General features: G+C 52.6%; 23 protein-coding genes. 9 read left to right on the top strand and 14 right to left on the bottom strand.

From position 1 onward, the window contains the following. Positions 1-163 precede the first annotated feature (163 nt). From QWY20_RS10795 to QWY20_RS10785, 3 genes are read left to right on the top strand one after another with little or no spacing between them, the layout of a single operon-like run. On the top strand, positions 164-865 hold the full coding sequence (locus QWY20_RS10795; protein WP_330129022.1) for a response regulator transcription factor: 702 nt from the start codon (positions 164-166) through the stop codon (positions 863-865). Then, positions 859-2250 carry an ATP-binding protein gene (locus QWY20_RS10790; RefSeq protein ID WP_330129021.1) on the top strand — a complete coding sequence of 464 codons (1392 nt, stop codon included), beginning with the start codon at positions 859-861 and terminating at the stop codon, positions 2248-2250. The genes QWY20_RS10795 and QWY20_RS10790 overlap by 7 nt, the downstream gene beginning before the upstream one ends. Next, entirely contained in the window at positions 2237-3232 is a 996-nt protein-coding gene (locus tag QWY20_RS10785) for an alpha/beta fold hydrolase (RefSeq protein ID WP_330129020.1), read from the top strand. Before QWY20_RS10790 ends, QWY20_RS10785 begins: the two co-directional genes overlap by 14 nt. Positions 3233-3240: 8 nt before the next feature. Here the strand turns inward: QWY20_RS10785 and trmL are convergent, their stop codons facing one another. Beyond that, positions 3241-3705 carry a tRNA (uridine(34)/cytosine(34)/5-carboxymethylaminomethyluridine(34)-2'-O)-methyltransferase TrmL gene (gene trmL, locus QWY20_RS10780; protein ID WP_330129019.1) on the bottom strand — a complete coding sequence of 155 codons (465 nt, stop codon included), beginning with the start codon at positions 3703-3705 and terminating at the stop codon, positions 3241-3243. Positions 3706-4048: 343 nt separating this feature from the next. Between trmL and QWY20_RS10775 the strand changes: the two genes are divergently transcribed. Then, positions 4049-5785: a putative bifunctional diguanylate cyclase/phosphodiesterase gene (locus tag QWY20_RS10775; protein ID WP_330129018.1), complete on the top strand. Its 1737-nt coding sequence runs from the start codon at positions 4049-4051 to the stop codon at positions 5783-5785. Between the two features lie 65 nt (positions 5786-5850). On the opposite strand, the gene secB is transcribed toward QWY20_RS10775, so the two are convergent. From secB to QWY20_RS10760, 3 genes are read right to left on the bottom strand one after another with little or no spacing between them, the layout of a single operon-like run. Further along, positions 5851-6351 (bottom strand): protein-export chaperone SecB, encoded by a 501-nt coding sequence (gene secB, locus QWY20_RS10770; protein WP_330129017.1) that lies wholly within the window; start codon positions 6349-6351, stop codon positions 5851-5853. 27 nt (positions 6352-6378) lie between these two features. Next, positions 6379-6633 (bottom strand): glutaredoxin 3, encoded by a 255-nt coding sequence (gene grxC, locus QWY20_RS10765; protein WP_330129016.1) that lies wholly within the window; start codon positions 6631-6633, stop codon positions 6379-6381. A gap of 7 nt (positions 6634-6640) precedes the next feature. Continuing rightward, positions 6641-7072 carry a rhodanese-like domain-containing protein gene (locus QWY20_RS10760; RefSeq protein WP_330129015.1) on the bottom strand — a complete coding sequence of 144 codons (432 nt, stop codon included), beginning with the start codon at positions 7070-7072 and terminating at the stop codon, positions 6641-6643. 161 nt (positions 7073-7233) lie between these two features. Between QWY20_RS10760 and gpmM the strand changes: the two genes are divergently transcribed. From gpmM to QWY20_RS10745, 3 genes are all read left to right on the top strand, one after another. Then, positions 7234-8778, top strand: coding sequence for a 2,3-bisphosphoglycerate-independent phosphoglycerate mutase (gpmM, locus tag QWY20_RS10755; RefSeq protein ID WP_330129014.1), 1545 nt, complete (start codon positions 7234-7236; stop codon positions 8776-8778). Between the two features lie 2 nt (positions 8779-8780). Next, positions 8781-9911, top strand: coding sequence for a murein hydrolase activator EnvC family protein (locus QWY20_RS10750; protein ID WP_330129013.1), 1131 nt, complete (start codon positions 8781-8783; stop codon positions 9909-9911). A gap of 133 nt (positions 9912-10044) precedes the next feature. Further along, positions 10045-10818 carry a divergent polysaccharide deacetylase family protein gene (locus QWY20_RS10745; RefSeq protein WP_330129012.1) on the top strand — a complete coding sequence of 258 codons (774 nt, stop codon included), beginning with the start codon at positions 10045-10047 and terminating at the stop codon, positions 10816-10818. Positions 10819-10872: 54 nt separating this feature from the next. Here the strand turns inward: QWY20_RS10745 and QWY20_RS10740 are convergent, their stop codons facing one another. The 3 genes from QWY20_RS10740 to rpoH form a co-directional block, all read right to left on the bottom strand. Continuing rightward, positions 10873-11211, bottom strand: coding sequence for a zinc ribbon domain-containing protein YjdM (locus tag QWY20_RS10740; RefSeq protein WP_330129011.1), 339 nt, complete (start codon positions 11209-11211; stop codon positions 10873-10875). Positions 11212-11313: 102 nt separating this feature from the next. Then, a complete protein-coding gene (locus QWY20_RS10735) occupies positions 11314-11742 on the bottom strand; it encodes a lysozyme inhibitor LprI family protein (protein ID WP_330129010.1) in 429 nt (142 codons plus the stop codon). Between the two features lie 127 nt (positions 11743-11869). Then, a complete protein-coding gene (gene rpoH / locus QWY20_RS10730; protein WP_330129009.1) occupies positions 11870-12721 on the bottom strand; it encodes an RNA polymerase sigma factor RpoH in 852 nt (283 codons plus the stop codon). Positions 12722-12903: 182 nt separating this feature from the next. On the opposite strand from rpoH, the gene QWY20_RS10725 reads away from it, so the two are divergent. Beyond that, positions 12904-14112, top strand: a complete 1209-nt coding sequence (locus tag QWY20_RS10725) for an EAL and HDOD domain-containing protein (RefSeq protein WP_330129008.1) — start codon at positions 12904-12906, stop codon at positions 14110-14112. A gap of 18 nt (positions 14113-14130) precedes the next feature. On the opposite strand, the gene ftsX is transcribed toward QWY20_RS10725, so the two are convergent. From ftsX to ftsY, 3 genes are read right to left on the bottom strand one after another with little or no spacing between them, the layout of a single operon-like run. After that, positions 14131-15111, bottom strand: coding sequence for a permease-like cell division protein FtsX (gene ftsX / locus QWY20_RS10720; protein ID WP_330129007.1), 981 nt, complete (start codon positions 15109-15111; stop codon positions 14131-14133). After that, positions 15108-15791 (bottom strand): cell division ATP-binding protein FtsE, encoded by a 684-nt coding sequence (ftsE, locus tag QWY20_RS10715; RefSeq protein ID WP_330129006.1) that lies wholly within the window; start codon positions 15789-15791, stop codon positions 15108-15110. Before ftsE ends, ftsX begins: the two co-directional genes overlap by 4 nt. Before the next feature lie 2 nt (positions 15792-15793). Further along, positions 15794-16888, bottom strand: a complete 1095-nt coding sequence (ftsY, locus tag QWY20_RS10710; protein ID WP_330129005.1) for a signal recognition particle-docking protein FtsY — start codon at positions 16886-16888, stop codon at positions 15794-15796. A gap of 79 nt (positions 16889-16967) precedes the next feature. On the opposite strand from ftsY, the gene rsmD reads away from it, so the two are divergent. Continuing rightward, entirely contained in the window at positions 16968-17555 is a 588-nt protein-coding gene (gene rsmD / locus QWY20_RS10705) for a 16S rRNA (guanine(966)-N(2))-methyltransferase RsmD (RefSeq protein WP_330129004.1), read from the top strand. Here the strand turns inward: rsmD and rnr are convergent. The 4 genes from rnr to QWY20_RS10685 form a co-directional block, all read right to left on the bottom strand. After that, positions 17552-19909 (bottom strand): ribonuclease R, encoded by a 2358-nt coding sequence (gene rnr / locus QWY20_RS10700; protein ID WP_330129003.1) that lies wholly within the window; start codon positions 19907-19909, stop codon positions 17552-17554. The genes rsmD and rnr overlap by 4 nt on opposite strands. Before the next feature lie 65 nt (positions 19910-19974). After that, positions 19975-20610, bottom strand: coding sequence for a tetratricopeptide repeat protein (locus tag QWY20_RS10695; RefSeq protein WP_330129002.1), 636 nt, complete (start codon positions 20608-20610; stop codon positions 19975-19977). Positions 20611-20733: 123 nt separating this feature from the next. Further along, a complete protein-coding gene (locus QWY20_RS10690; RefSeq protein WP_330129001.1) occupies positions 20734-22116 on the bottom strand; it encodes a S41 family peptidase in 1383 nt (460 codons plus the stop codon). A gap of 87 nt (positions 22117-22203) precedes the next feature. Next, positions 22204-23505, bottom strand: coding sequence for an adenylosuccinate synthase (locus QWY20_RS10685; RefSeq protein ID WP_330129000.1), 1302 nt, complete (start codon positions 23503-23505; stop codon positions 22204-22206). Positions 23506-23570: the final 65 nt, after the last annotated feature.

Here is a 23570-nt window from a genome sequence, read left to right as displayed (position 1 = left end):
TCTGTCTCCTTTTGCTTGACGGTTTCAGCTTAGCAGCCCGAATGCAAAGGAGTGCAAAGGCTGTGTAAAGGTTGGGTAAAGGCCTGTTCGTCTCGCTCTGATGGCGTTAGACTGATCACTAAAGCAGAGTCAATTCCCAGTGCAATCAACAGAAGTGAGCCAGATGAACCGTATTTTGATGATCGATGACGATGTCGCGCTGACTGAGCTGGTCAAAGATTACCTGCAACTGGATGGCTTTGCCTTTGATGCCTGCCACGATGGCGTCACAGGCCTCACCCAGGCACAAAGTCAACAGCATGACTTACTGCTACTGGATGTGATGCTACCTGGCATGGATGGTTTTAGTTTGTTGCAGCAGCTGCGTAAAACCAGCAACTGCCCGGTGCTGATGCTGACCGCCCGAGGTGATGAAATTGACCGTATTGTTGGGCTGGAGCTTGGTGCCGACGATTACCTCGCCAAGCCGTTTAATCCAAGGGAGCTTGTCGCACGCATTAAAGCCATTTTTCGTCGTATCGAGCTGGTGCAGCAAAACAAAGAGCGGCAAGTAACCACCATCACACTGCACGATCTGCAGCTGGACAGTTCCAGCCACCAACTGACAGTGCAGCAACAGCCAGTACAGCTCACCGCCACCGAGTTCCAACTGCTGGATTATCTGATGCGCCGGGCCGGTCAGGTCATTAGCAAAGAAGAATTAAGTAAACAAGTGCTGGGGCGCAGCCTGCAACTGCATGATCGCAGCCTGGATATGCACCTGAGCAACATCCGCCGAAAACTGGCAAAGCACAGCGCGCAAGAATACATCCAGACACTGCGTGGTAGCGGCTTTCGTGTTGTTCCGGAGCCTGAATCATGCTGAAGAATCCGCTGCACTATCTGGCCAGCCGAATCTTCCTCTGGTTTTGGTTGGTGATCCTGGCTACCGTGGCGGCCACCTTACTGATTGCACGTGGCCTGCCGGAGCAAACCGAGATACGACGATTGCCACCGGCTATGCAGCACCAACTGCATGCAGCAGCCCGTTTTTATGGTGACGCCCACTCATTGGAAGATTTGCTGCAGCGGCTGGAGCGTCGACGCCAGGGCCGCTGGCTGCTGGTCGACCCAGAGCGACAGCAAGTTCTGAATCCGGCAGGGCTGCCTCGGCAGTTTGACCACAACTGGCTGACTGAGCTATCCGATCTGGAACAACCACGCCTGTTGCATCACTCCAACCTGCTGCTGGCAGGCCCAATCGCTATCGAAGTTGAAGGTCAGGCTCTGGCATTGTATCAACAGCGACAGCGCCCACAGCAGCCCTGGTGGCAACTAAACGCCCTGCCCCAATCCTTGTTATTGCTCAGTCTCTTCCTGATCTCAGCTATTGCCAGCTTGTTTCTGGCCATCTCCATTACCCGGCCACTGCGTGAGCTCTTACACAGTTATCAGCATTTTGCTGCTGGTGATCTGTCCAAACGCAGTCGCGCATTGGCAAAACGCAACGATGAGCTAGGGACTTTAGGCCGGGGCTTTAATACCATGGCAGAGCGGATCAGCGGCTTATTGCAAGCACAGCAACGTTTACTCCGCGATGTGTCGCATGAGTTGCGGACCCCTTTAACCCGGGCACAACTGGCACTGGCACTGGAAGAGCGTCAGGGCCAAGGGAAACAATTGCCGCGCTTACAATACGAGCTGGAGCAAGTTGATGCGCTGCTGGATGAACTCCTTACCTACAGCCGGCTGAACAGCGGTCACTATCCGTTTGAGCAGGAACCGCTGGATCTTTCCGAGTTGATGCAAGAGCTGGTGGATAGCAGTCAGTTGGAAGCCGAACACAAACAACAAACTATTCATTTGGATTGTCCTGCCAACATTGAATTGCGAGCCGACAAGCGCCTGCTGTGCAGGGCACTAGAGAATATCCTGCGTAATGCACTGAAATACAGCCCTGAGGGCAGCTCCATCCAGTGCCAGCTGAAAGTTGTTGATTCGAAGCTGCATATCAGCATTTGCGATCAAGGCTGCGGGGTTCCGGCTACGGAACTCGAGGCCATTTTCACCCCATTTTATCGGGTCAGTGACAGCCGCAGCAGTGACACGGGTGGCTTTGGCCTCGGGCTGGCCATCGCAGCGGAGTCGATACGACATCATGGCGGCCAGCTGCAAGCCAGTTTAAACCAACCACAAGGATTGTGTTTATCGCTTACCTTGCCGTTTTCTCATCACTCACCACTTGAGGAACGAAGCAATGCCAAACAGTGACCAGACGCTGATTGAAAACCCGGTGCAGCAAGGCTGGTTGCAACACTGGCAGCCGCTGTGGCAACAAATGCAGCATGGTACCTTGCACAACCAGCGGGGGCTGGCTTTGCACTACAGTCATTACCAGTTGCCCGGAGCAGACACAGCGGTGGTGATAAGCTCAGGGCGCATCGAAATGGCCATCAAGTACAGTGCAGTCATTTTTGAACTGGTGCAAGCAGGGTACAGTGTCTATATTCTGGATCACCAAGGCCAGGGCGCTTCAGCTCGTGAGCTGAGCAATCCACATAAAGGCTATATCAGCAATTTCGATCAGTACAGCGATGACTGGCAACAGTTTATGCAACAGGTGGTCCTCCCTGGCCAGCATCAATGCTATTTGGCGCTGTGCCACTCAATGGGCTCTGCTATTTTTGCCAATTACCTGCTGCGCCACCCGCAACATCCCTTTGCCGCCGCCGCGCTGTGCTCACCCATGCTGGGTATTTATTCCGGGCCCATCCCTTTTGCTGCCGCAATGCCCATTGTCAAAGCGCTGCACTGGTTAAACCACCAGTTGTCAGCCCAAAGCTGGTATCTACCCGGCCAGGGCAATTATCGTCCCGAAGCTTTTGCCCGCAACCGGCTAACCAGTTGCCCGGCTCAGTACCAATGGCTGCTGTCGCTGTATGAAGCCGAGCCAGCTTTGCAACTAGGAGGAGTGACGCTGGACTGGTTACTGGCGGCCGATCAGGTCATGCGCCGCCTGGCAGAAAGCGGCCACAGCATTGAGCTGCCTTTGCTGGTGTTGCAAGCTGGGGATGATAAGGTAGTGGATAATAAAGCTCAACAACGCTTTGTTGCTCAGCGACCAGAGCGACGGGAGCTGAAAGTTCTGGCTGGCGCGAAGCACGAGCTGCTGCTGGAGCACGCACCTATCCGTCAACAGGCCATGCATTCCATTATGCTGTTTTTTGCCCGCTATCGGGCCAGGCAGGGCTGACAACAGCCCTAACTGCCGCCAACAAAGCCCTGTTGGCGCCAGGCTTCATAGCTAATAATCGCCACGGCATTGGCCAGGTTCAGACTGCGGCTGTTTTGTTGCATCGGAATGCGGATACGCTGCCCGGTAGGGAATGCATCCCGAATTGCATCTGGCAGACCAGAGGTTTCTGAGCCAAACAGCAGCACATCACTTTGCACAAATGCCACCTGATGATAAGGCTGGCTGCCTTTAGTCGTGCACGCCAGGATGCGGCGCGGCCCAATCGCAGCTAAAAATGCCGCATAATCGGCATGACGGTGAACCCGGGTAAGATCATGATAATCCAGTCCCGCCCGGCGTAATTTCTTTTCCTCCAGTTCAAATCCCAGCGGTTCAATCAGGTGCAACTGAGCGCCCAGGTTGGCACAGAGTCGAATGATATTTCCGGTATTTGGCGCAATTTGCGGCTCAAATAGGGCGATGTCAAACATAGAACCTCGATAGTGGTGCGAAAAGCCATTGCAAAAGCCGAAATATAACAGATAAAGCAGGAGCTGACATCCGCTCTATCCTTGAGCTGTAAAGGCTTTTGACAGCAAACGTCACTTTAGTTTGCACTAAAATACTGTTTTCGAATTATTACCGGAGAAACCGCATTAAAAGTTGCAATCTTTTACCTGGCAACGCTATAGTTAATGCTCATATATTCGTCGACACAGGGATGTTGTTACCATGGCGCAGCTCGGCCGCATTTTTTGTACTGCCACGCTTCTGCTTGCGAGCGGTCCGGTGTCTGCTTTTTCCATCACGTCAACGACCGTTCCTGCATACTTGTTGTTGCTTATTCTCGCAGTGGCGAGCCTGTCGCTCTGGTTCAAATTACACTCAGCAAACCGTACTGCCAAACAACTTCGCACCTACATCGAACAGCACAGGGATGCAGTCTGTCTGCTGGATGAGGCCCTGAATATTCAACAGGTAAACCCTGCTTTTTGTCAGATAACGGGTTTTAGCAAAGAACAGATCCTGGGTCAGCCATTGAAGGTATTTAACAGCCAGGGAGAGCCGGAAGATCTTGCCTGTAGTATTCAGCAATCGCTGCAAAAGCGCAGGTTTTGGCATGGGGATATCTGGAGCAGAAAAGCCAACCAACAGGTCTTTGCTCTGGATTTGGCCATCAGCTGTTTGCAGACAGCCACCAAGTCAAAACCCGCTTTGTATCTTGCGACTTTTGCTGACATCAGTACCCGTAAAATGAATGAGCTGGAATTACGCCGTGTTAATACCAAAGATCCTGGCACCCGGCTGCCCAACCGGGCAGTGTTTATGGATTATCTGGAGCGAGAGCTGCAATCTGTGACAGAGCAGCATCCAGCTTTTGCAGTGATGATCTTACAGCTAAATAGCACCGGCTTTGATCCCATGACACAGCCATTGCCCTTGGCCGAATTAGCAGCAGCCATTCGCTCACAGTTACCAACCAATGTACTGCTGGCGCGCTTAAGTACTAATGAGTTTGGTATTTTATTGCCCGCTTACCTGGCCAGTAAACGGCTTGATCTGCACTGCTATCGATTAGCGCGGCAAGTACTGAATGTCATCGAACGTTCAGCGGACAGAGGTCCTTTCTCTCCTGCCGTTGGGATTGCCTTGTACCCGGACGACGGCCATAGCTATGATCAACTGCTGCGCAGTGCCGATCATGCGCTGCAGCGTGCCCACTCAGCAGACTCGCCCATTCAATTGTTTAATCAGGCCGCTCTACCTCGCTCCAGCGATTCGTTTGTGCTGGAGCAAGAGCTGCAGCTTGCACTGAAAAATCAGGAAATTCGGCTGAGCTTTCAACCGAAGTTGTGTGTCAGCAGCAACCGGGTATCAGGCCTTGAAGCTCTGGCCCGCTGGCAGCATCCGCAACGCGGCTTAATGCTACCCGCACAATTTCTGCGCATCGCAGAAGAAACCGATACCATCATTCAACTGGATCATTGTGTACTGCAACAAGCCTGTGAGCATTTGCAGCACTGGAGTAAAACAGGCTTAATGCGCGGTCGTCTGGCCTTAAATATAGCCAGCCAGACCTTCTTTCAGCCGGATTTTTTGGCTTATTATCTGCTCCAGCTGCAGCAGTACCAGCTGAAACCTGAGCAGTTTGAGCTGGAACTCGATCAAACCATCTTGCAGCAACAACCCGAGCAAAGTAAACGGATCTTACACAGTGCCAAAGAAGCTGGTTTTTTCCTGGTACTGGATCGCTTTGGTGCCGGTTTATCCGCGCTACAACATCTGCGTGAGTACCCCTTTGATCAAATCAAAATTGATGGCAGCCTGGTGCAGAAGCTGGAGCAATCAGAGCTGGATCGCAATCTCACCGCCAGCCTGATTCGAATGGCCGGTTACCTGCAATTAGGTGTGGTTGCCTGCCAGGTAGAAAATGAAATGCAAGCCTATCTGCTGCATGTGATGGGCTGTGAAACAATTCAGGGCAATGTATTTAGCAAAGCCGTACTCCCTTCGGAGTTAGCCGGGGTAATTGCCAAAGAAGCACGCGCTATCCGACAGCAAACCGGTTAAAGCCGCTCTGCTGTAGCATAAAAAAACGCGCTACAAAGAGCGCGTTTTTTTGCTTTAGCGGAAGCTTAGTTCATCTGCTGTGGCGCTTCACCGGCGTCAGCCTGTCGCTGCTGGACATACTGGGCGAACAAGGCATCAAAATTAACCGGTGCCAGGTTCAGCTGTGGGAAAGTACCACGGTTGACCAGGTTGGATACGGCTTCGCGAGCGTATGGGAACAAAATGTTCGGGCAAAACGATGCCAGCATGTGTGCTAACTGGTTCTCAGGCAACTGCGCAATGCTAAAAATACCCGCTTGCTGCACTTCACAAAGGAACGCTGTTTCCTCACCTACCGTAGTGGTCACGGTCAGGGACAGAATAACCTGATACACATCATCTTCCAGCTTCTCACTGCGGGTATCCAGATCAAGTTTTACTTCCGGCTTCCACTCTTTGCGGAAGATGGCAGGTGCATTTGGCGCTTCAAAGGAAATGTCTTTGACAAAGATGCGCTGAATGGCAAATTGCAGTGCCTGTGGATCCTGTTGCTGGTTTGCAACGCCGTTTGCTTGTTGTTCGGCCATGATAAGTCCTAAATTCTAAGTAAATAATTAATTTAACAGCGGGTCCAGTTTACCGGCTGCATCCAGAGCAACCAGATCATCGCAACCGCCAATGTGCTGATCATTGATAAAAATTTGCGGAACTGTGCTACGACCGCCCGCTTTTTCAATCATCTGTGGGCGCAATTCAGGCTGTGCATCAATGCGAAACTCCTGGAACTGGACCCCTTTGCTGTTGAGCAATGCGACTGCGCGTACACAATAAGGACAATACGCCTTGGTGTAAATAGTTACGTCTGCCATCAAATCCTCACTTTGTACGGACAACAGGTAGGCTTGCGCCAAGCCAGCTGTTCATCCCGCCCTGCAGCACTGTCACCGGATCACAGCCTTGTTTGGCAAGGGCTGCGGCAGCTTTTTGTGCAGAAACACCAGCCTGGCATACCACAATAATGGGGGTCGCTTTTAGTTTTTCAAGGCCTTTAGTCTGCCCTTGCACAATGTCGTTTAACGGCAGATGTTTCGCCCCGGTAATATGGCCTTTTTTGTAGTCTGCCTCCGGGCGAATATCCACCACAGTGGCATTCTGCCGGTTCACCAGCATGGTAAGCTCGGTTGGGCTCACCAGCTTGATGGTGGAAAAGCGGGATTTAATCATGCCAAAAATCAACATAAATGCCAGCGCAGCCCAGATCAGACTTAGTATAAGGTTGTTACCGATAAATTCTATCCACTGCTCCATGACGCTCTCTTGCACTCTTGCCAAATTGAAAGAGCAAGAGTATACCCGCTTTGTGTCAATAAAACAGCCCCGACAGCCTCGCTACAGGGCTGCAGCCTGCAGAAAAAACAGGTAAGATAGTGATGAAGAACGACGCATAATCCGATGGAGAAACCGACAGCATGAGCATGGCAAAAAAACCGTTAGTATTAATGATTCTGGATGGTTGGGGTTACCGTGAAGACAAAGATGCCAATGCCATCGCTCAAGCCCACACACCAGTGATGGATCGGCTGTGGCAGGACTACCCCCATACGCTGATTTCAGGCTCAGGCATGGATGTTGGCCTGCCCCACGGCCAGATGGGCAATTCCGAAGTGGGCCATGTCAATCTCGGTGCCGGTCGCGTGGTGTATCAGGACTTTACCCGGGTGACCAAAGCCATCGATGATGGCAGCTTCCAGCAGAATCCGGTGTTACAACAAGCCATCAGTAAAGCTGTTGCAGCAAACGGTGCCGTGCATGTGATGGGATTATTATCACCTGGCGGTGTGCACAGCCATGAAGACCATCTGCTGGCCATGCTGGACATGGCCAGAACTCAGGGGGCTCAAAAAGTGTATCTGCATGCCTTTTTAGATGGCCGTGATACTCCGCCACGCAGTGCTGAAGCCTCTTTACAACGGGTGCAGAATTACTTTGCGCAGCACGCTTGTGGCCAGATTGCATCCGTGGTGGGTCGCTATTACGCGATGGACAGAGACAATCGCTGGGATCGGGTAGAAAAAGCCTATCGGCTGTTAACCCAAGGGCAGGCTGAATACCTGAGCGGGGATGCCATCCACGCTTTGCAGCTTGCTTATCAGCGTGATGAAAATGACGAGTTTGTTAAGCCAACGGCCATCACAGACAGCGCTGGCGATGTGATTCGCATGAGGGATGGTGACAGCCTTATCTTTATGAACTTCCGCGCCGACCGGGCCAGACAGCTTAGTCAGACCTTTATTAATGATGATTTCACCGGCTTCGATCGGGGTCAGCGCCCCAAACTAAGCCAATTCACCATGCTGACCGAGTACGCCGCGGATCTGGCTGCGCCAGCAGCCTTCCCACCGGAAAGTCTGGACAATGTGCTCGGTGAATGGCTGGCCAAACACCAGAAAACCCAGCTGCGGATTTCTGAAACAGAAAAGTACGCTCACGTTACCTTCTTTTTCAGCGGCGGCCGTGAAGCGCAATTCCCCGGAGAAGAGCGCATTCTTATCCCGTCACCGCAAGTTGCTACCTACGACCTGCAACCTGAAATGAACTCAGAAGAACTTACTGATCAACTGCTAGCTGCCATTCACAGCGGTAAGTACGATGTCATTGTCTGCAACTATCCGAATGGCGACATGGTCGGCCATACCGGTATCTTATCCGCCGCCATCCAGGCGGTCGAAGCCGTTGATCACTGCATTGGCCGGGTGGTCGAAGCGCTGCAACAAGTCGGTGGTGAATGTCTGATTACGGCCGATCATGGCAATGCCGAGCAAATGACCGATCATCAGTCTGGCCAGGCGCACACCGCCCACACCAGCTGCCCGGTACCACTGATTTATGTGGGGCGACCGGCAACAGCGGCCAGTAAAGGTATTCTTAGCGACATTGCTCCGACCATGCTGCGACTGATGGATCTGGCCATCCCGGCAGAAATGACAGGCCACAACCTGTTTGAACTGAACTGATAATGACTGGGTGTAAGCTATTGCTGGTGACGGGCCTGCTGCTATTGAGCGCTCAGCTGCAGGCTCAGGACCCCCGCACCAGCTCGGAACAAGAGCTGGCAGAGGTTCAGGAGAGTATTCGCCAAACCGAGCAACGTCTGCAGCAGCAACAGCGAGCCTTGCAACAAGCAGAGCAACAACTGCAGCAAGCAGATCGAACCCTGGCCAATGCCAGCCAGCAGGTACGGCAACAACAACAGGCGCTGCGAGATACCGAACAAAGGTTGCAACAGTTGCTTGCCCAGCAGGCCCAGTTGGAACAAGACTTTGCCAAGCAGCAGCAACAGCTGGCCGCACAACTTCGCAGTGCCTATCAACTGGGGCAGCACGATTACACTCAGTTACTGCTCAACCAGCAAGATGCCAGTCAGTTGGAGCGGGTACTGATCTATTATCAGTACTTCAACCGGGCCCGAATGCAGCAATTAAACGCTATCCGCAGCACCGCCGAGCAGCTGGAAAGCGTGCAGGCAGAGCTGCAATCCCGTCAGCAATTGCTGCAGCAGCAGCTACAAAGCCTGCAACAGCGACAGGAGCAGTTGCAATTAGCACGGACAGAGCAACAAAGCACGGTACGCTCTTTACAGCGTCTACTGGAAGAACAGGGCCAGCAACTCAGCTATCTGCGCCAAAATGAAAGCAGCTTACAAGCCACCATCGATGCGCTAAAAGCTCAGGCCCAGCAGGTACAGCTGGCCGGTTTAACCGCGCTAAAAGGCCAGTTGCAATGGCCATTGCAAGGCCGGCTGGTGCAACGCTTTAATGAGTTGCGTCAGGGCGGCTTGCGCTCTCGCGGCATTCTGATTGAAGGCGCCGAAGGTAGCGCCGTCAGCGCCATTGCCAACGGCCAGGTGATTTATGCTGATTGGCTCAAGGGCTATGGCTGGGTGCTGGTGCTGGATCATGGTGAAGGCTTTATGAGCCTCTATGGCCACAACCAGAATCTATTAAAGGAACCCGGAGAGCAAGTGATGGCTGGTGAGCAAATAGCTCTGGTGGGTCGCAGTGGTGGTCAGGCAACAGCAGGGGTATATTTTGAGATCCGGGACAAAGGGGAAGCCGTCAATCCGCAAAGCTGGTTGCAGAGTCGTTAGCACAGCGCGGAGATTCGGTTAAATGACAAAATTTGCACTTTCCCTGCTCAAAAAACGACTTATAATGAAAAAAAGCTGAAGGCAAAGTGCTCACCAGTACGTTTGCCACCAACAATAAGAACGAACGCGACCTGTGCACGGATTACTAAAACTGCTTTGTCTTTGTTTGCTTGGCTACTGCACCAGCGTAGCAGCCAAGCCACAAATTGCCATCATCATTGATGATATCGGCTACCAGCGCAGCGATCTGGAGATGGTGCGCCTGCCCTACCCACTCACCATTGCCGTGCTGCCCTTTACCCCTTATGGCCAGCAATCCGCTCAGCTCGCCTACAGCCAACGCAAAGACGTGATGCTACATATGCCCATGCAAGCCACGAATGGTAAGGCTTTAGGGCCTGGTGGTCTCACCCGCGATATGAGCCGGCTGGATTTTACCCGCCAGCTCAGTTACGCCTTGCAGGATATTCCCTACGCCATTGGGGTCAATAATCATATGGGTAGTTTGCTGACCGAGCTCGATCAACCGATGAGCTGGCTGATGCAGTATTTGAAACAGCGGCAATTGTTTTTTGTTGATAGCCTGACCACGGTGCACAGCCGGGCCCGTTATCAGGCCGAGCAACATGGCGTTACCAGCCTGAGTCGGCATGTATTTTTGGATAATGATGTCAGTGAAGAAGCGCTGCAGCAGCAGTTTGATTTATTGATCCGTATCGCCAAGCGCCATAACAGAGCCATTGCCATTGGTCACCCTTACCCGGAAACCTACCGCTTTTTGCAGCAGCGCCTGGCGGAACTGCCAGAACTTGGAGTAGAGCTGGTGCCTATTTCAGCCTTTTTACCCGAGCACCACCGGGTAATTGCCGCTGGCTTCACAGCACCAGCTATTGCCGCGCTGGAATAACAGGGAATGAAAAACCGGCGAGACTTTCGGCTATAAACTAAGATACTTTGCTTCTCAGGCTTTTTTCACAAACTCGGATTTTAGCTTCATCGCCCCGATGCCATCGATTTTGCAATCGATGTTGTGGTCTTCATCGACCAGGCGGATATTCTTCACCTTAGTACCTACTTTCACGACCAAAGAGCTACCTTTGACTTTCAGGTCTTTAATCACCGTGACACTGTCACCATCATGCAGCAACGTACCGTGAGCATCTTTGACCACCAGGCCATCATCTTGCCTGGCTTCTTCGCCCGCTTGCCATTCATGGCCACATTCAGGGCAAAGCAGCATAACCCCATCCTGGTAGGTATACACAGAGCCACAGCTTGGGCAGGCAGGGAAATCACTCATCGGTCAACGCTCTTCTTGGTCTGAACTATACAAAGGCAGGACCATACAACAAAGAGTAGCCATTTACCACCAGATAGCTGCACTCAGGCCCCTGCTTTTCTATCAAGCCCCCGGCTCTGGTAGCACGGCAGGCGTGCTATCCATAAAGGTAAGGAAGCGCTGCCAAAGCTCGTGTGTGCGGGCATGAGTCTGTTGTGTCATGCAGGACAGCGCCATCACCCCCCGAATGGTGCCATCACGCCATTGGGTATAGACCGCCTGGCAATGCGCGTTGGCATAACGCTCCCAATCCTGCTGGGCTACCTGGATTGCCGCCACCAGTTCAGTATCGTCACTGTGGTGCTCCAGTGCAGTTTCCAGGTAGTAAGCCAGTTGCTGTTTGGCTTTGTCCAATTCCATGGCTGCACACTGATTAATCTCATAAGTACTATAGGCCTTGTCGCAGTCGATACGGTGCTCATCACAGGAAAAAGCTGCCAGCGAACAGAAAGCTAAGCACAAAACTAAGACAGCCGGGGTAGCTCGAAACATGAAGCCAGCTCCTTATCGCATTCGACTACCAAGCGTACACCTTGCTGAAAATACGTCAATTGGTATATCTGACTCTAAGAATACAAAAACCACCGCATGCGGTGGTTTTTTCAGGAAGTTGCTCGATTTAACTCATCGCAGCTTGCAGCTTTTTCATGGCATTTTTTTCCAGCTGACGTACCCGCTCGGCAGAGACCTGGTAACGCTCGGCCAGTTCCTGCAATGTCATCTTGTTTTGTGCCAACCAGCGGGCCTGGATAATGTCCTGGCTGCGCTCGTCCAACGTCCGCAGCGCGGCATGCAATTGGTCGTGAGCCATATCACCCGACTGCTGATCCTGTACCTGACTGGCCAGATCCGAGCTTTTATCTTCCAGGTAATAAGCCGGTGCGGTGTAGGCCTGATCGTCGTCGCCTTCCGGCGCGTCGAATGGCATGTCGTAGTTGCTCATGCGTGATTCCATCTCACGCACTTCGTGCTCAGCCACGCCTAAGGATTCGGCTACATGCTTCACTTCATCCTGGCTGAACCAGCCCAGATGCTTTTTCGATTTCCGCAGATTAAAAAACAGTTTGCGCTGCGCCTTGGTGGTGGCAATTTTTACAATGCGCCAGTTTTTCAGCACGTACTCATGAATTTCAGCTTTGATCCAGTGCACCGCAAACGAAACCAGACGCACCCCAACAGAAGGGTCAAAACGTTTGACCGCTTTCATCAGGCCGATATTGCCTTCCTGTACCAAGTCGCTGACCGGCAGGCCATAGCCTGAATAGCTGCGGGCAATGTGCACCACAAAGCGTAAATGCGACATAATAAGTTGGCGGGCAGCCTCTAAATCGCCATGCTGGTGCAGACGCTCAGCCAGGCCTTTTTCCTCTTCCGCGCTTAACATCGGAATGGAGCTAACCGTCTGGGTATAGGCTTCAAAGCTGCTGCTGGCACCTAGGGTCAGGGTCATAAGTTCAGATGATTTTGTCATGCTGTGCTTCCATCCATCTCAAGTTGAAAAGTATCTTAGCACTCTTTGATGGAGAGTGCTAATTTTAGTTTCCGCTTTGACAGAATTAATTTGTCTAAGGCCGGTATCTTCATAGCCATCAGTAATATACGGCAGGAAAAAATTGCATTACACTGAGCTAAGCAAGCAAAAGGACCCATGCTATGTACGGTTTTGTAGCACGCCAACCTATTTTTAATAAAAAGCAGCAGCTGCTCGGCTATGAGCTGTTGTTTAGGGATGGTGACCACAACCGCTTTCCAAATATAGACCCAGATGAAGCCACCAGCCGGCTGCTCTCTGAACACCACCTGCTGTTTGGTCTGGAGCGTATTACCGGCAATAAACTCGCTTTTATTAACTTTGCTGAAGACAGTCTGCTGTACCAATTCCCAACCGTACTGGACCCGGAGAAAACGGTCATTGAAATTCTGGAGTCGGTGCACTTTAGCAGCGAGCTACTTACCGCTTGCCGTGAGTTGCATGAACAAGGCTACCAGCTGGCCTTAGACGACTTTAACTTTCATTCGCAGTGGCAGCGCTTAATGCCTTACATCAGTTATCTGAAAGTAGATATAAGGCAGACCCCATTGGACGGCCTGGCAGCCAAACTGGCCGGGCTAAAAGACTTTCACGGTAAACTTTTGGCCGAAAAAGTTGAAACCATGGCCGAGTTTGAGCAGCTCAAACAGCTGGGGTTTGATTATTTCCAGGGCTATTTCTTTGCTCGGCCCGAAATGCTCAAACATAAGCGCCTTGGTCATCATCAGATACACCTGCTCTCGCTGATTGCCGAAGCGGCCGAACCAGAGCTGGATTTTGAGAAACTGGTGCAGGTGATGGAGCGGGATCTGGGGTTATCTTACAAGCTGCTACGCTTTATCAACAGCGCCTATTATGCCCGGCCCAATCCTATTCAGTCACTCAAGCATGCCATGGTCTTTATGGGCGAGGTGGAACTGAAAAAATTCATCGCTCTGGTCGCACTGTCGAACCTGTCAGAGAATCAGCAGCCTGAGCTGCTTAAGCTATCCATTATCCGTGCTCGCTTTTGCGATCTGGTCACCAAAGCCGCTGGCCAAACTGAGCTGCAATCCAGTGCCTTTTTAACCGGCATGCTATCTCTCATTGACGCTCTTCTGGAGCAGCCATTAGACCAGGTGCTATCGCAACTACCGCTTGAAGCGAACATCAAACAAGCGCTATTGCAGCAACAAGGCCCACTAAGCCAGCCGCTGAAACTGATGCTGGATTACGAGCAAGCCAACTGGCAGCAGTGTGAACAGGCCAGCAGCCAGCTACTCCCGGCCAACACCGATATGCGCGCCTTGTACCTGGATGCCATAGATTGGGCTGAGCAACTGCAACTCTAGCAGCCCATACCCTTAATATCAGGGACCACTTGGCTCAATGGCGCGAATATGACGGCTGACAGAAAGGTAAGAGCCGGCCAGCCCCAGTAACACCGACAGCAGCAACAAGGCCAAAAACTCGCTGAAACTCATCGTCATCAGGGTAAAGTGGCTTTGATATAAATCGGTGATGTGACCAATCGCCCCTTCCAGCCACCAGACCATCAGTTCCACCACCAAAAAAGCCAATAAACCACCAAACACACCAAACCAGACACCGGTGTACAAAAATGGGCGTTGGATAAACGCATCGGTGGCACCCACCAGCTTCATCACTTCAATTTCTTCTTTTTTATTGATAATGGATAACCGAATGGTATTGCCAATGATCAAAAGTACTGCGGTTAGCAGTAATAACGCGATAGCCAGCACCGCCTGGCGCATCAGCAACAAGATAGCATCCAACCGCTCCAGCCAGGCGATATCCAGCTTACCAAAATCGACGATTCGCTCCTGCTCGATACGGCGGCGCAATTGTTCGGCTGCCTGCGGTTGGGTATGGCGCGGTAACACCAGGATCACATTGGGTAAAGGGTTATCATCCAGTAATTGCAGTGCCGGCCCAAAGCCCGATACCTGCTGAAACTCCGCCATAGCATCGGTTTTGGAAATAAAACGCACCTGCTCTACATCGGGATCGGCACTTAGCATGGTGACCAGGGTGCTGATTTGGGTGTCACTGGCTTCGTCTTTGATAAAAAAGCTGATTTCGGCGGCCTGGGTAAAGCTGCCGCTGATGCTTTGCACATTTTTTACCAGCAAATGCAAGGTAGTCGGCAGGGTCAGGCTGACACCCAGCACCGCAATGGTCATCAGAGAGGCCAGTGGTGTGCGCCACAATTCGCCCAGGCTGCCAATGCACTGGCGCAAATGCTGTACCCAGAACATCAACCAACGCTGCAACGGGTGGATCTGCTTGCTGCTGGCACCGGCAGCGCGGCCGGAAAACAGAATACTCACAGCGGCTCCTCGTATTGCAATAAGCCATCGTTGATCATTTTGCCTTGCTTGAGTGTCAGGGTGCGGTAACGCATTCGGGCGACCAAGCTGTGATCGTGGGTCGCAACCAGCACCGAGACCCCAACCTGATTAAAGGCTTCAAACACCCGCATAATATCTTTCGACAGCTCAGGATCCAGGTTGCCGGTTGGCTCATCAGCCAGCAGCAAGGGTGGTTTGTTCACTACAGCACGGGCAATGCCTACCCGCTGCTGCTCGCCACCGGACAAGGTTTCCGGTAAACAGCGCACTTTATCCAGCAAACCGACTTTATCCAGCGCCGCATGCACCCGCTTCACCATCTCTTTGCCGGTAAAGCCCTCGATCACCAAAGGCAGTGCCACATTATCGAATACCGTATGCTCCATCAGCAGGCGGTGATTCTGGAAAATAATGCCAATGTCCCGCCGGATATAGGGTACCTGAGAGCGACGAATGCGTTTTAAATCTACATTGTTGATCAGCACCCGGCCACTGGTCGGGCGTTCAATCAGACTGATCAGTTTCAGCAGGGTACTCTTACCTGCCCCTGAGTGGCCGGTTAAAAACGCCATCTCGCCTTTGGCCAGTTCGAAACTGATGCGATCCAGCGCGATAAAACCGCCGGGATAACTTTTACTGACCTGATCGAACGTCAGCATACTCAGGAGTCCTTGTTAAACAGTGCCTGGATAAAATCGGTACTGTTGAAGGTACGCAAATCATCAATCCCTTCCCCAACCCCAATGTAACGGATAGGCACCTTAAACTGATCGGCGATGGCAAAAATCACCCCGCCTTTGGCGGTACCATCCAGTTTGGTCAGGCTGATGCCGGTTAAAGGGACGGCCTGGTTGAAAATACGTGCCTGACTTAATGCATTCTGCCCGGTTCCAGCATCCAGCGTCAACATCACTTCGTGCGGTGCATTCGGCTGAATTTTTTGCAGCACCCGAACAATTTTTTTCAGCTCTTCCATCAGGTGGGCTTTATTCTGCAACCGGCCTGCGGTATCGGCGATCAGGACATCGGCGTTACGGGCTTTGGCAGCCTGGTAAGCATCGAAAATGACCGAAGCACTGTCGGCACCGGTATGCTGCGCCACCACCGGGATCTGATTGCGCTCGCCCCACACCTGTAGTTGCTCGACCGCAGCGGCACGGAAGGTATCGCCGGCGGCCAGCATCACCGTTTTACCTTGCTGCTTAAACTGCTGTGCCATCTTACCGATGGTGGTGGTTTTGCCAACACCATTTACCCCAACCATCAGGATCACAAAGGGGCCATCACTGCTGCTCGGCACCAACGGTTGCTCGACATCCTGCAGTAGCGTTGCCATATCCTGCTGCAGTTTTTGATACAGCAAGTCGGCGTCTTTTAACGCTTTGCGATCGGCATGCTGAGTGAGCTGGCTAATTAACTTTTGGGTGGTTTCCACCCCCACATCAGCCAGCAGCAACTGCGTTTCCAGCTCTTCGTACAGTTCTTCGTCAATTTTCCGGCCGGAAAACAAACTCGCCAAGCCTGCACCCAGGTTTTGGCTGGTTTTGCTGAGGCCCTGACGCAAGCGGGCAAACAGGCCTGGTTTATTGGCGGGAGCTGGCTCGGTCTTAGTCGCGGGCTGCGATGCAGACGCTGGCAAAATAGCTGGCTCAAGGCTATCTGCAGGCGTTGTTTGCTCTACTGGATCGGAGCTATCCGCTGCTGGCGCTTTCTTGCCAAAACCAAGCCAGGAGAAGAGTTTGGATTCTTTGCTCATAAGTCGGTGTCTGTGCACTTCAGATCGGGTAAAATTGGGGGTTATACTAGCATCTTCACTGACAGGCATAAACCATTAGATGAGACGACCAGCGACAGCAAAAAAACCAGCCACTCCAGGGCAAATCCGAATCATCAGCGGCCGCTGGCGGGGGCGCAAAATTCCGGTTGCAGATGCCGAAGGGCTCAGGCCTACGACCGATCGGGTGCGGGAAACTTTGTTTAACTGGTTAATGCAGGAAGTCGCCGAGCGGCGGGTACTGGATTGCTTTTCCGGCAGTGGTGCTCTGGCACTGGAAGCCTTATCCCGTGAGGCTAGTTTTGCCCTGCTACTGGAAAAAGACCGGCAACAGGCACAGCAGCTAAACAGCCTGTGTCAGACCCTGGGTGCCAACGCTGAGGTGCAACAGACCGACGCACTGCACTATTTACAACAGCGCTGCAGCCACCCCTTCGATCTGGTGTTTATAGACCCACCATTTCGCCAGCAGCTGGCCGAACCTTGTTGTCAATTGCTGGAGCAACAAGGCTGGCTAAGTGCCGATGCCTGGATTTACCTGGAAACCGAGAAAGAGCTGCCATTGCAGGCGGTACCAGCCAACTGGCAGCTGTACCGGGAAAAAATCGCCGGTCAGCTGGCCTATCGTCTGTTCCGCCGCCAGGCTTAACCTTTCTTTCTGGCTTTCGGCTTGCCTTTACCAGCCGGTTTCCCTGGCCGGCCTTTGGTTGCCGGCTTGGCCGCAACCGCTTTACGCCTGGTGCCAGCCGGCTTTTTCGCACTTTTTACCACCACCTTGCCAGGTAGCGACTTGGTGGCATCTTGGCCTTTGCGTTTGCTGGGCCGTGGTGTACCAGCTTCTTCCAGTGCCAAATCAATGGTGCGGCTTTCCAGATTCACTGCCATCACCTTCACCTTGACCAGATCGCCGAGCCGGTAGCCCTGACGCGAATGCTCTCCCATCAGGATCTGACGCTCAGCATCAAAATGGTAGTAATCGTTTTTCAACGAGGTCACATGCACCAAACCTTCGATGTAAAGCTCAGTCAACCGGACAAAGAGACCAAAACTGGTGACGGTAGACACCACCCCATCGAACTCCATGCCCAGATGATCCTGCATGTACTCACACTTTAGCCAGTCCGATACTTCGCGGGTCGCATCATCGGCCCGGCGCTCGGTCATTGAGCAGTGCTCACCGAGTTGCTCCACCTGCTCAGGGCTGTAGCGATGAGCCCCTTTGGTATGTTGCCCCTGTTGCTGCAAAATGGACTTGATGCTGCGATGCACCACCAAATCCGGATAGCGCCGGATGGGGGAGGTAAAGTGCGCATAAGCTGGCAGCGCCAGTCCAAAGTGTCCTTCATTGTCGCCCTGATAGACCGCCTGCTTCATGGAACGTAATAAGGTGGTTTCAATCAGCTCGCGATCCGGTCGGTCAGCCAGCTTTGCCAGTTCCTGCACCAGTTGCAGCGGCTCAGGCTCATCCGGCAAGGTGGTTTCGATGCCAAGCTCAGCCAGGAAGCGGCGGAAATTGGCAAATCGATCCGGGTCCGGTTGCTCATGCACCCGATACAGCGCCGGTGTTTTATGCTTCTCGAGAAAGCGAGCCGCAGCCACATTGGCCATGATCATGCACTCTTCAATCAGCTTATGGGCGTCGTTGCGGTGCACCGGCACGATTTGCTCAATTTTACGATGGCTATTGAAAATAAAGCGGGTTTCCACCGTTTCAAACTCGATAGCACCCCGTTGGGCACGGGTTTTCGCCAGCCGCCGGTACAAGCTGTACAAGGTTTCCAGTGCCGTCAGATTGGCCTGGTATTGCTCCCTCAGAGCCAGATCGCCCTGTAAAATTGCATACACTTTGCTGTAAGTCAGTCGGGCTTTAGAGTTCATCACCGCTTCGAAGAAACGGTAATTCATCAATTTGCCATTAGCGCCTATATCCATCTCGGCCACCAGACAAAGCCGGTCGACATGGGGGTTCAACGAGCAGAGCCCATTGGACAGCGCTTCCGGCAACATCGGCACCACCTGATCCGGGAAGTACACCGAGGTGCCACGCAGCAGCGCCTCCTGATCCAGCGGCGTATCCACCTTCACGTAACTACTGACATCGGCAATGGCGACCCAAAGGCGCCAGCCACCATCATCGCGCGGTTCGGCATAGACGGCGTCGTCAAAGTCGCGCGCATCCTCGCCATCAATAGTGACAAAAGGCATGCTCGTTAAATCCACCCGGCCGGCTTTGTCGTTGTCGGCGACTTCCTCACCATACTGGCTGACTTGTTTGCCTACTGCTTCCGGAAACTGATGTGGGATCTGATGGTTGCGAATGGCCACTTCGATTTCCATGCCGGGCGCCATATGCTCACCCAACACTTCCACCACCCGCCCAACCGCATTCACCCGCTTGGTTGGCCGCTCGGTAATCTCCACCAGCACCACCTGACCGTGACGTGCTTCACCTTGAGCTCCCTCGGGCACCACAATATCCTGGCCAATGCGCGGATCATCCGGCACCACCACCGCCAGGGCGTAATCGCGGTAATAGCGACCAACCACAGCTTCAGTCCGAGGCTCGAGTACTCGCACAATCCGGGCTTCGGTTTTCTGCCGGCCGCGACCTTCCGCTAAGGTAGCCAGCACTCGGTCGCCGTGCAGCAAACGCTGCATCTCGTGATTGGGTATAAACCAATCCGGCCCGCCTTCATCCAGCTTTAAAAAACCGAAACCATCGCGATGGCCAATAACCCGGCCCTGCTTTAAATCCATCCGATCGACCAGGCCGTAGCGCCGGTTCTTGGTAAAAATCAACTGACCATCGCGCTCCATAGCGCGCAGTCGTTTTTTTAAAGCGAAAATGGCATCATCATCACTCAGCTTTAACTCGGCAACCAACTCCTCAAAGTAGGCAGGTTGTTGCCGCTTTTCGATGTGCTCAAGAATAAACTCACGGCTTGGGATGGGGTTGTCGTACTTTTCCTGCTCACGGGCAAGGAATGGATCTTTAATGGTCATGCATGACCCTTCTGTAACCTAACTAATCTTCAGTGTAACACCTTCAGCGGATCCTTGTATGACATTCAGGAGACCGGACGACGAGCCCGCTGCACCACCCGCTCTGGCATCCGTTGTTCAAACTGACGTAGTAACTGACTAATTTTTTGATGGGTGGCGCTATCGGCCGTCACCGAATGGTGCAACAAGCGGTAGACCTGCTCGTAATCCCGTGGGCTGCCGTGATCGCCCAGCAGGATCTCCGCCAAGCGAATGGTCGCCGCTAAATTGCCAAGCGCAGCCGCTTCACGCAAATAGACAATGGCTTTCTCGGCATCAGGCTGCACAAAACGGCCAATATGGTAATAACGACCAACCTGCTCCAGCCCTTCCGGTAACCCCTGAGCGGCTGCATCCTGCATCAGTTGCCAGCCTCGTTCAATATCCCGCGGCACACAGACTGCATAGGCCAGCATATCGCCCCACAAAAACTGGTAGGCCGGTAACTTCATAATATCAGCCCGGGCTTCAATATCCCGCACCAACTGGCAGTCATCATCCTGTACCCGTCGCAAATGGCTGTTGGTACGGATCAAAGCCAACAGCTCATCCTGGGTATAGAGTTGCACGGCTTCGAGCTGACGGATCCGTACTTCCTCTGCCACTACCTCGCCAGCTAGCAATACACTGACCAACACTGCTGCATAGAAAAACTGTTTCATCGTATCTCGCCTGGCTGTTTGCTCGCAGAGCAACAGCTCTGTGCACATGAAGTATCTAGTATAAAATGTAGCAAAAAAAAGGCCAACTCTGTTGGGTTGGCCTTTTTTGCACAGCATCCATGCTTAGTGTTCATTCCATGCTTGCCAGAATGGCCGTGCCAGGTTTTGCTGAGGTGCGCTCAATCGAACCGGACTATCGGACTGCAACAACAGGGTATCAAACCACTGTTGGGAGTTATCCGAGCAGGCATCGTTCGCGACATAGTGCAAGGCTTCCTGCAACAAAGCTTCGGAAGCTACCCCCCAGTCCCCCGGAATGGTTGCACGGGCAGGGCAGTTCGGCATTAAACCGTCAAAGTAGTCGCCAAAACCAACGGCATTCACCGTCTGGAAATTGACTGCAAACATCACCTGGCGACGGCGGTCAAAGTATTCCGGCTGTTGCCCGACAGGCTTGCCACAGGTGGCTTCACCAATTTGTACCACCTCAACAAAAGGCGTCAGTGAATTGATCACCAGCTCGCTGGATGAGCAGGAACCAGGAGTAGTCAGCACCAAAACCCGTGGTAAATCCAGAAAAGTCTGGCCACGCTGTCCCAGACTGAACTGCCAGGTTTGGTTTTTCTGTGAGTTCTTATCGTTGTAAGCAAAAGTGACAAAGTTTTTACCCTGTACGGTCGGCCAGGCAATATGCGAAGCCAACTGACTGGCCACCCGGATCAGACCGCCGCCGTTGTAGCGCACATCCAATACCAGCTCATCGATGTTTTGCTGTTTAAAATAACTAAAGGCCTGCTCCAATTCAGTTTCTGACAGCTCGATAAAGGAATTAAATACCAGATACCCCACTCGCTTGCCAGCTTGCTCTATGACAGAGCGGTGCAGCACCGTATTGGTCGTCACTTCACGCTTAATAAAATCCGATTGCAACACAGTGCCATCCGGCTGGCTCCAGACAAAGTTGCGCATCACGCCGTCATCATTGGTACCAAACATGTCATCATTGGTGGCGCGGCCTGCATTGATATCGGCATACCACTGTGCCACCGACTTGCCTTCAATTTCAGTGATGCGATCACCACGGCGTATGCCATTCTCGGCGGCTGAGCCATCGTCGTACACAAAACGGATCAACAGAGCGCTGTCGTTGTCGACTACCTGAAACGACATACCATAGCCAAAAAATCGGGCATCAATAAAACGTGATTCATAATCTTCGGCCGACATGGTGTAACTGAAACGATCATCTGGAGCGCTCAGCGCCTGCACCAGTTGATTGGTAGAACTGTATTGGGTCAGGTTAACGGTTTGCGGCATCTCGCGGTACCACAAGTAGTCACGAAACATCAGGCAAAAAGCTTCTGCATTGGCCGAAGCCGTCGAAGGGCAGTTTTGACCGGAAAACTGTGTCGGGCTGCCAGCGCCAGAGCCTGAAGAGCCCGAGGAACCTGAACCACCACAAGCAATCAACAGAAGTGATGTCAAAACAACAAGATATGACTTCATTTTAATAACCTCATCTTTACCCAGACTATGATGATATAAAAAAAGCTGCCCGAAAGCAGCTCATTTTTAGTCGGCAGCCAGCAAAGCTCAGGCTTCAATAAAAGGATGCCGTAAAGTAATCGTTTCATTTCTGTCTGGGCCGGTTGAAATAATATCAATCGGTACCCCGGTCAGTTGCTCTAAACGGGCAATGTAGTTACGCGCAGCTTGTGGCAAATCACCAACCGACTGACAGCCAAAGGTACTGTCCTGCCAGCCTGGCATGGTTTCATACACGGGCGTTACCTGCTCATAGCCCTCAGCTGCCAGTGGCGGCACATCCAGTACTTCGCCCGATGGCATCTGGTAGCCGGTGCAGATGCTGACCGTTTCCAGACCATCGAGCACATCCAGCTTGGTCAGGCAAAAACCAGAGATGCTGTTCAGCTGCACAGCGCGGCGTACAGCAACTGCATCGAACCAACCGGTACGGCGTTTACGGCCAGTGGTGGCACCAAACTCATGGCCTTTGACACCCAGGTGCTCGCCAGCGGCACAGCTCAGCTCGGTAGGGAATGGGCCAGCGCCAACCCGGGTGGTGTAAGCTTTGACAATACCCAGTACATAGTCCAGGTAGCGAGGGCCAAAACCACAACCCGTTGCTACACCACCAGCGGTAGTATTGGATGAGGTGACATAGGGGTAAGTCCCATGGTCAATATCCAGCAGAGTGCCTTGAGCACCTTCAAACATAATGGCCTTGCCATCACGACGGGCTTTATCCAGCAAATCAGTGACATCGGCTACCATGGCTTTTAGCGTATCGGCAATGGCCAGCGCATCATCCAGCGTTTGCTGATAATCGACTGCATCGGCCTGGTAGAACTGAGTCAGCGTGAAGTTATGCAGTTCCATCACGGTTTTTAGCTTCTCAGCAAACAGCTCCGGATTGAACAAGTCACCGACCCGCAGACCACGGCGGGCAACTTTGTCTTCATAGGCTGGGCCAATACCGCGGCCGGTGGTGCCAATGGCTTTAGCACCACGTGCTTTTTCGCGGGCGATATCCAGGGCGACATGGATAGGCAGGATCAACGGACAGGCTTCGCTCAGCACCAGGCGCTCTTTTACCGGGATGCCACGTTGCTCCAACATCGCCATCTCTTTGAGCAAGGCTTCTGGCGAAACAACCACACCATTGCCGATCACACAAGTGACGTTGTCACGCAGAATGCCGGATGGGATCAGGTGCAGAACCGTTTTCTCACCACCGATCACCAGGGTATGACCTGCATTATGACCGCCCTGATAACGCACCACATAGCTGGCTTTATCAGTCAACAAGTCAACGATTTTACCTTTACCTTCGTCACCCCATTGGGTGCCCAACACAACGACGTTTTTGGCCATGGTTCCTACAACATGGAAAAAAAATAGGCGTGGATTCTACCAAAACTCTGAGCAAACTGCATCTG

It is taken from the genome of Alkalimonas cellulosilytica, from assembly GCF_036325985.1.
Lineage (GTDB): Bacteria > Pseudomonadota > Gammaproteobacteria > Enterobacterales > Alteromonadaceae > Alkalimonas > Alkalimonas cellulosilytica.
This window is presented reverse-complemented; position numbering and strand designations above follow the sequence as displayed.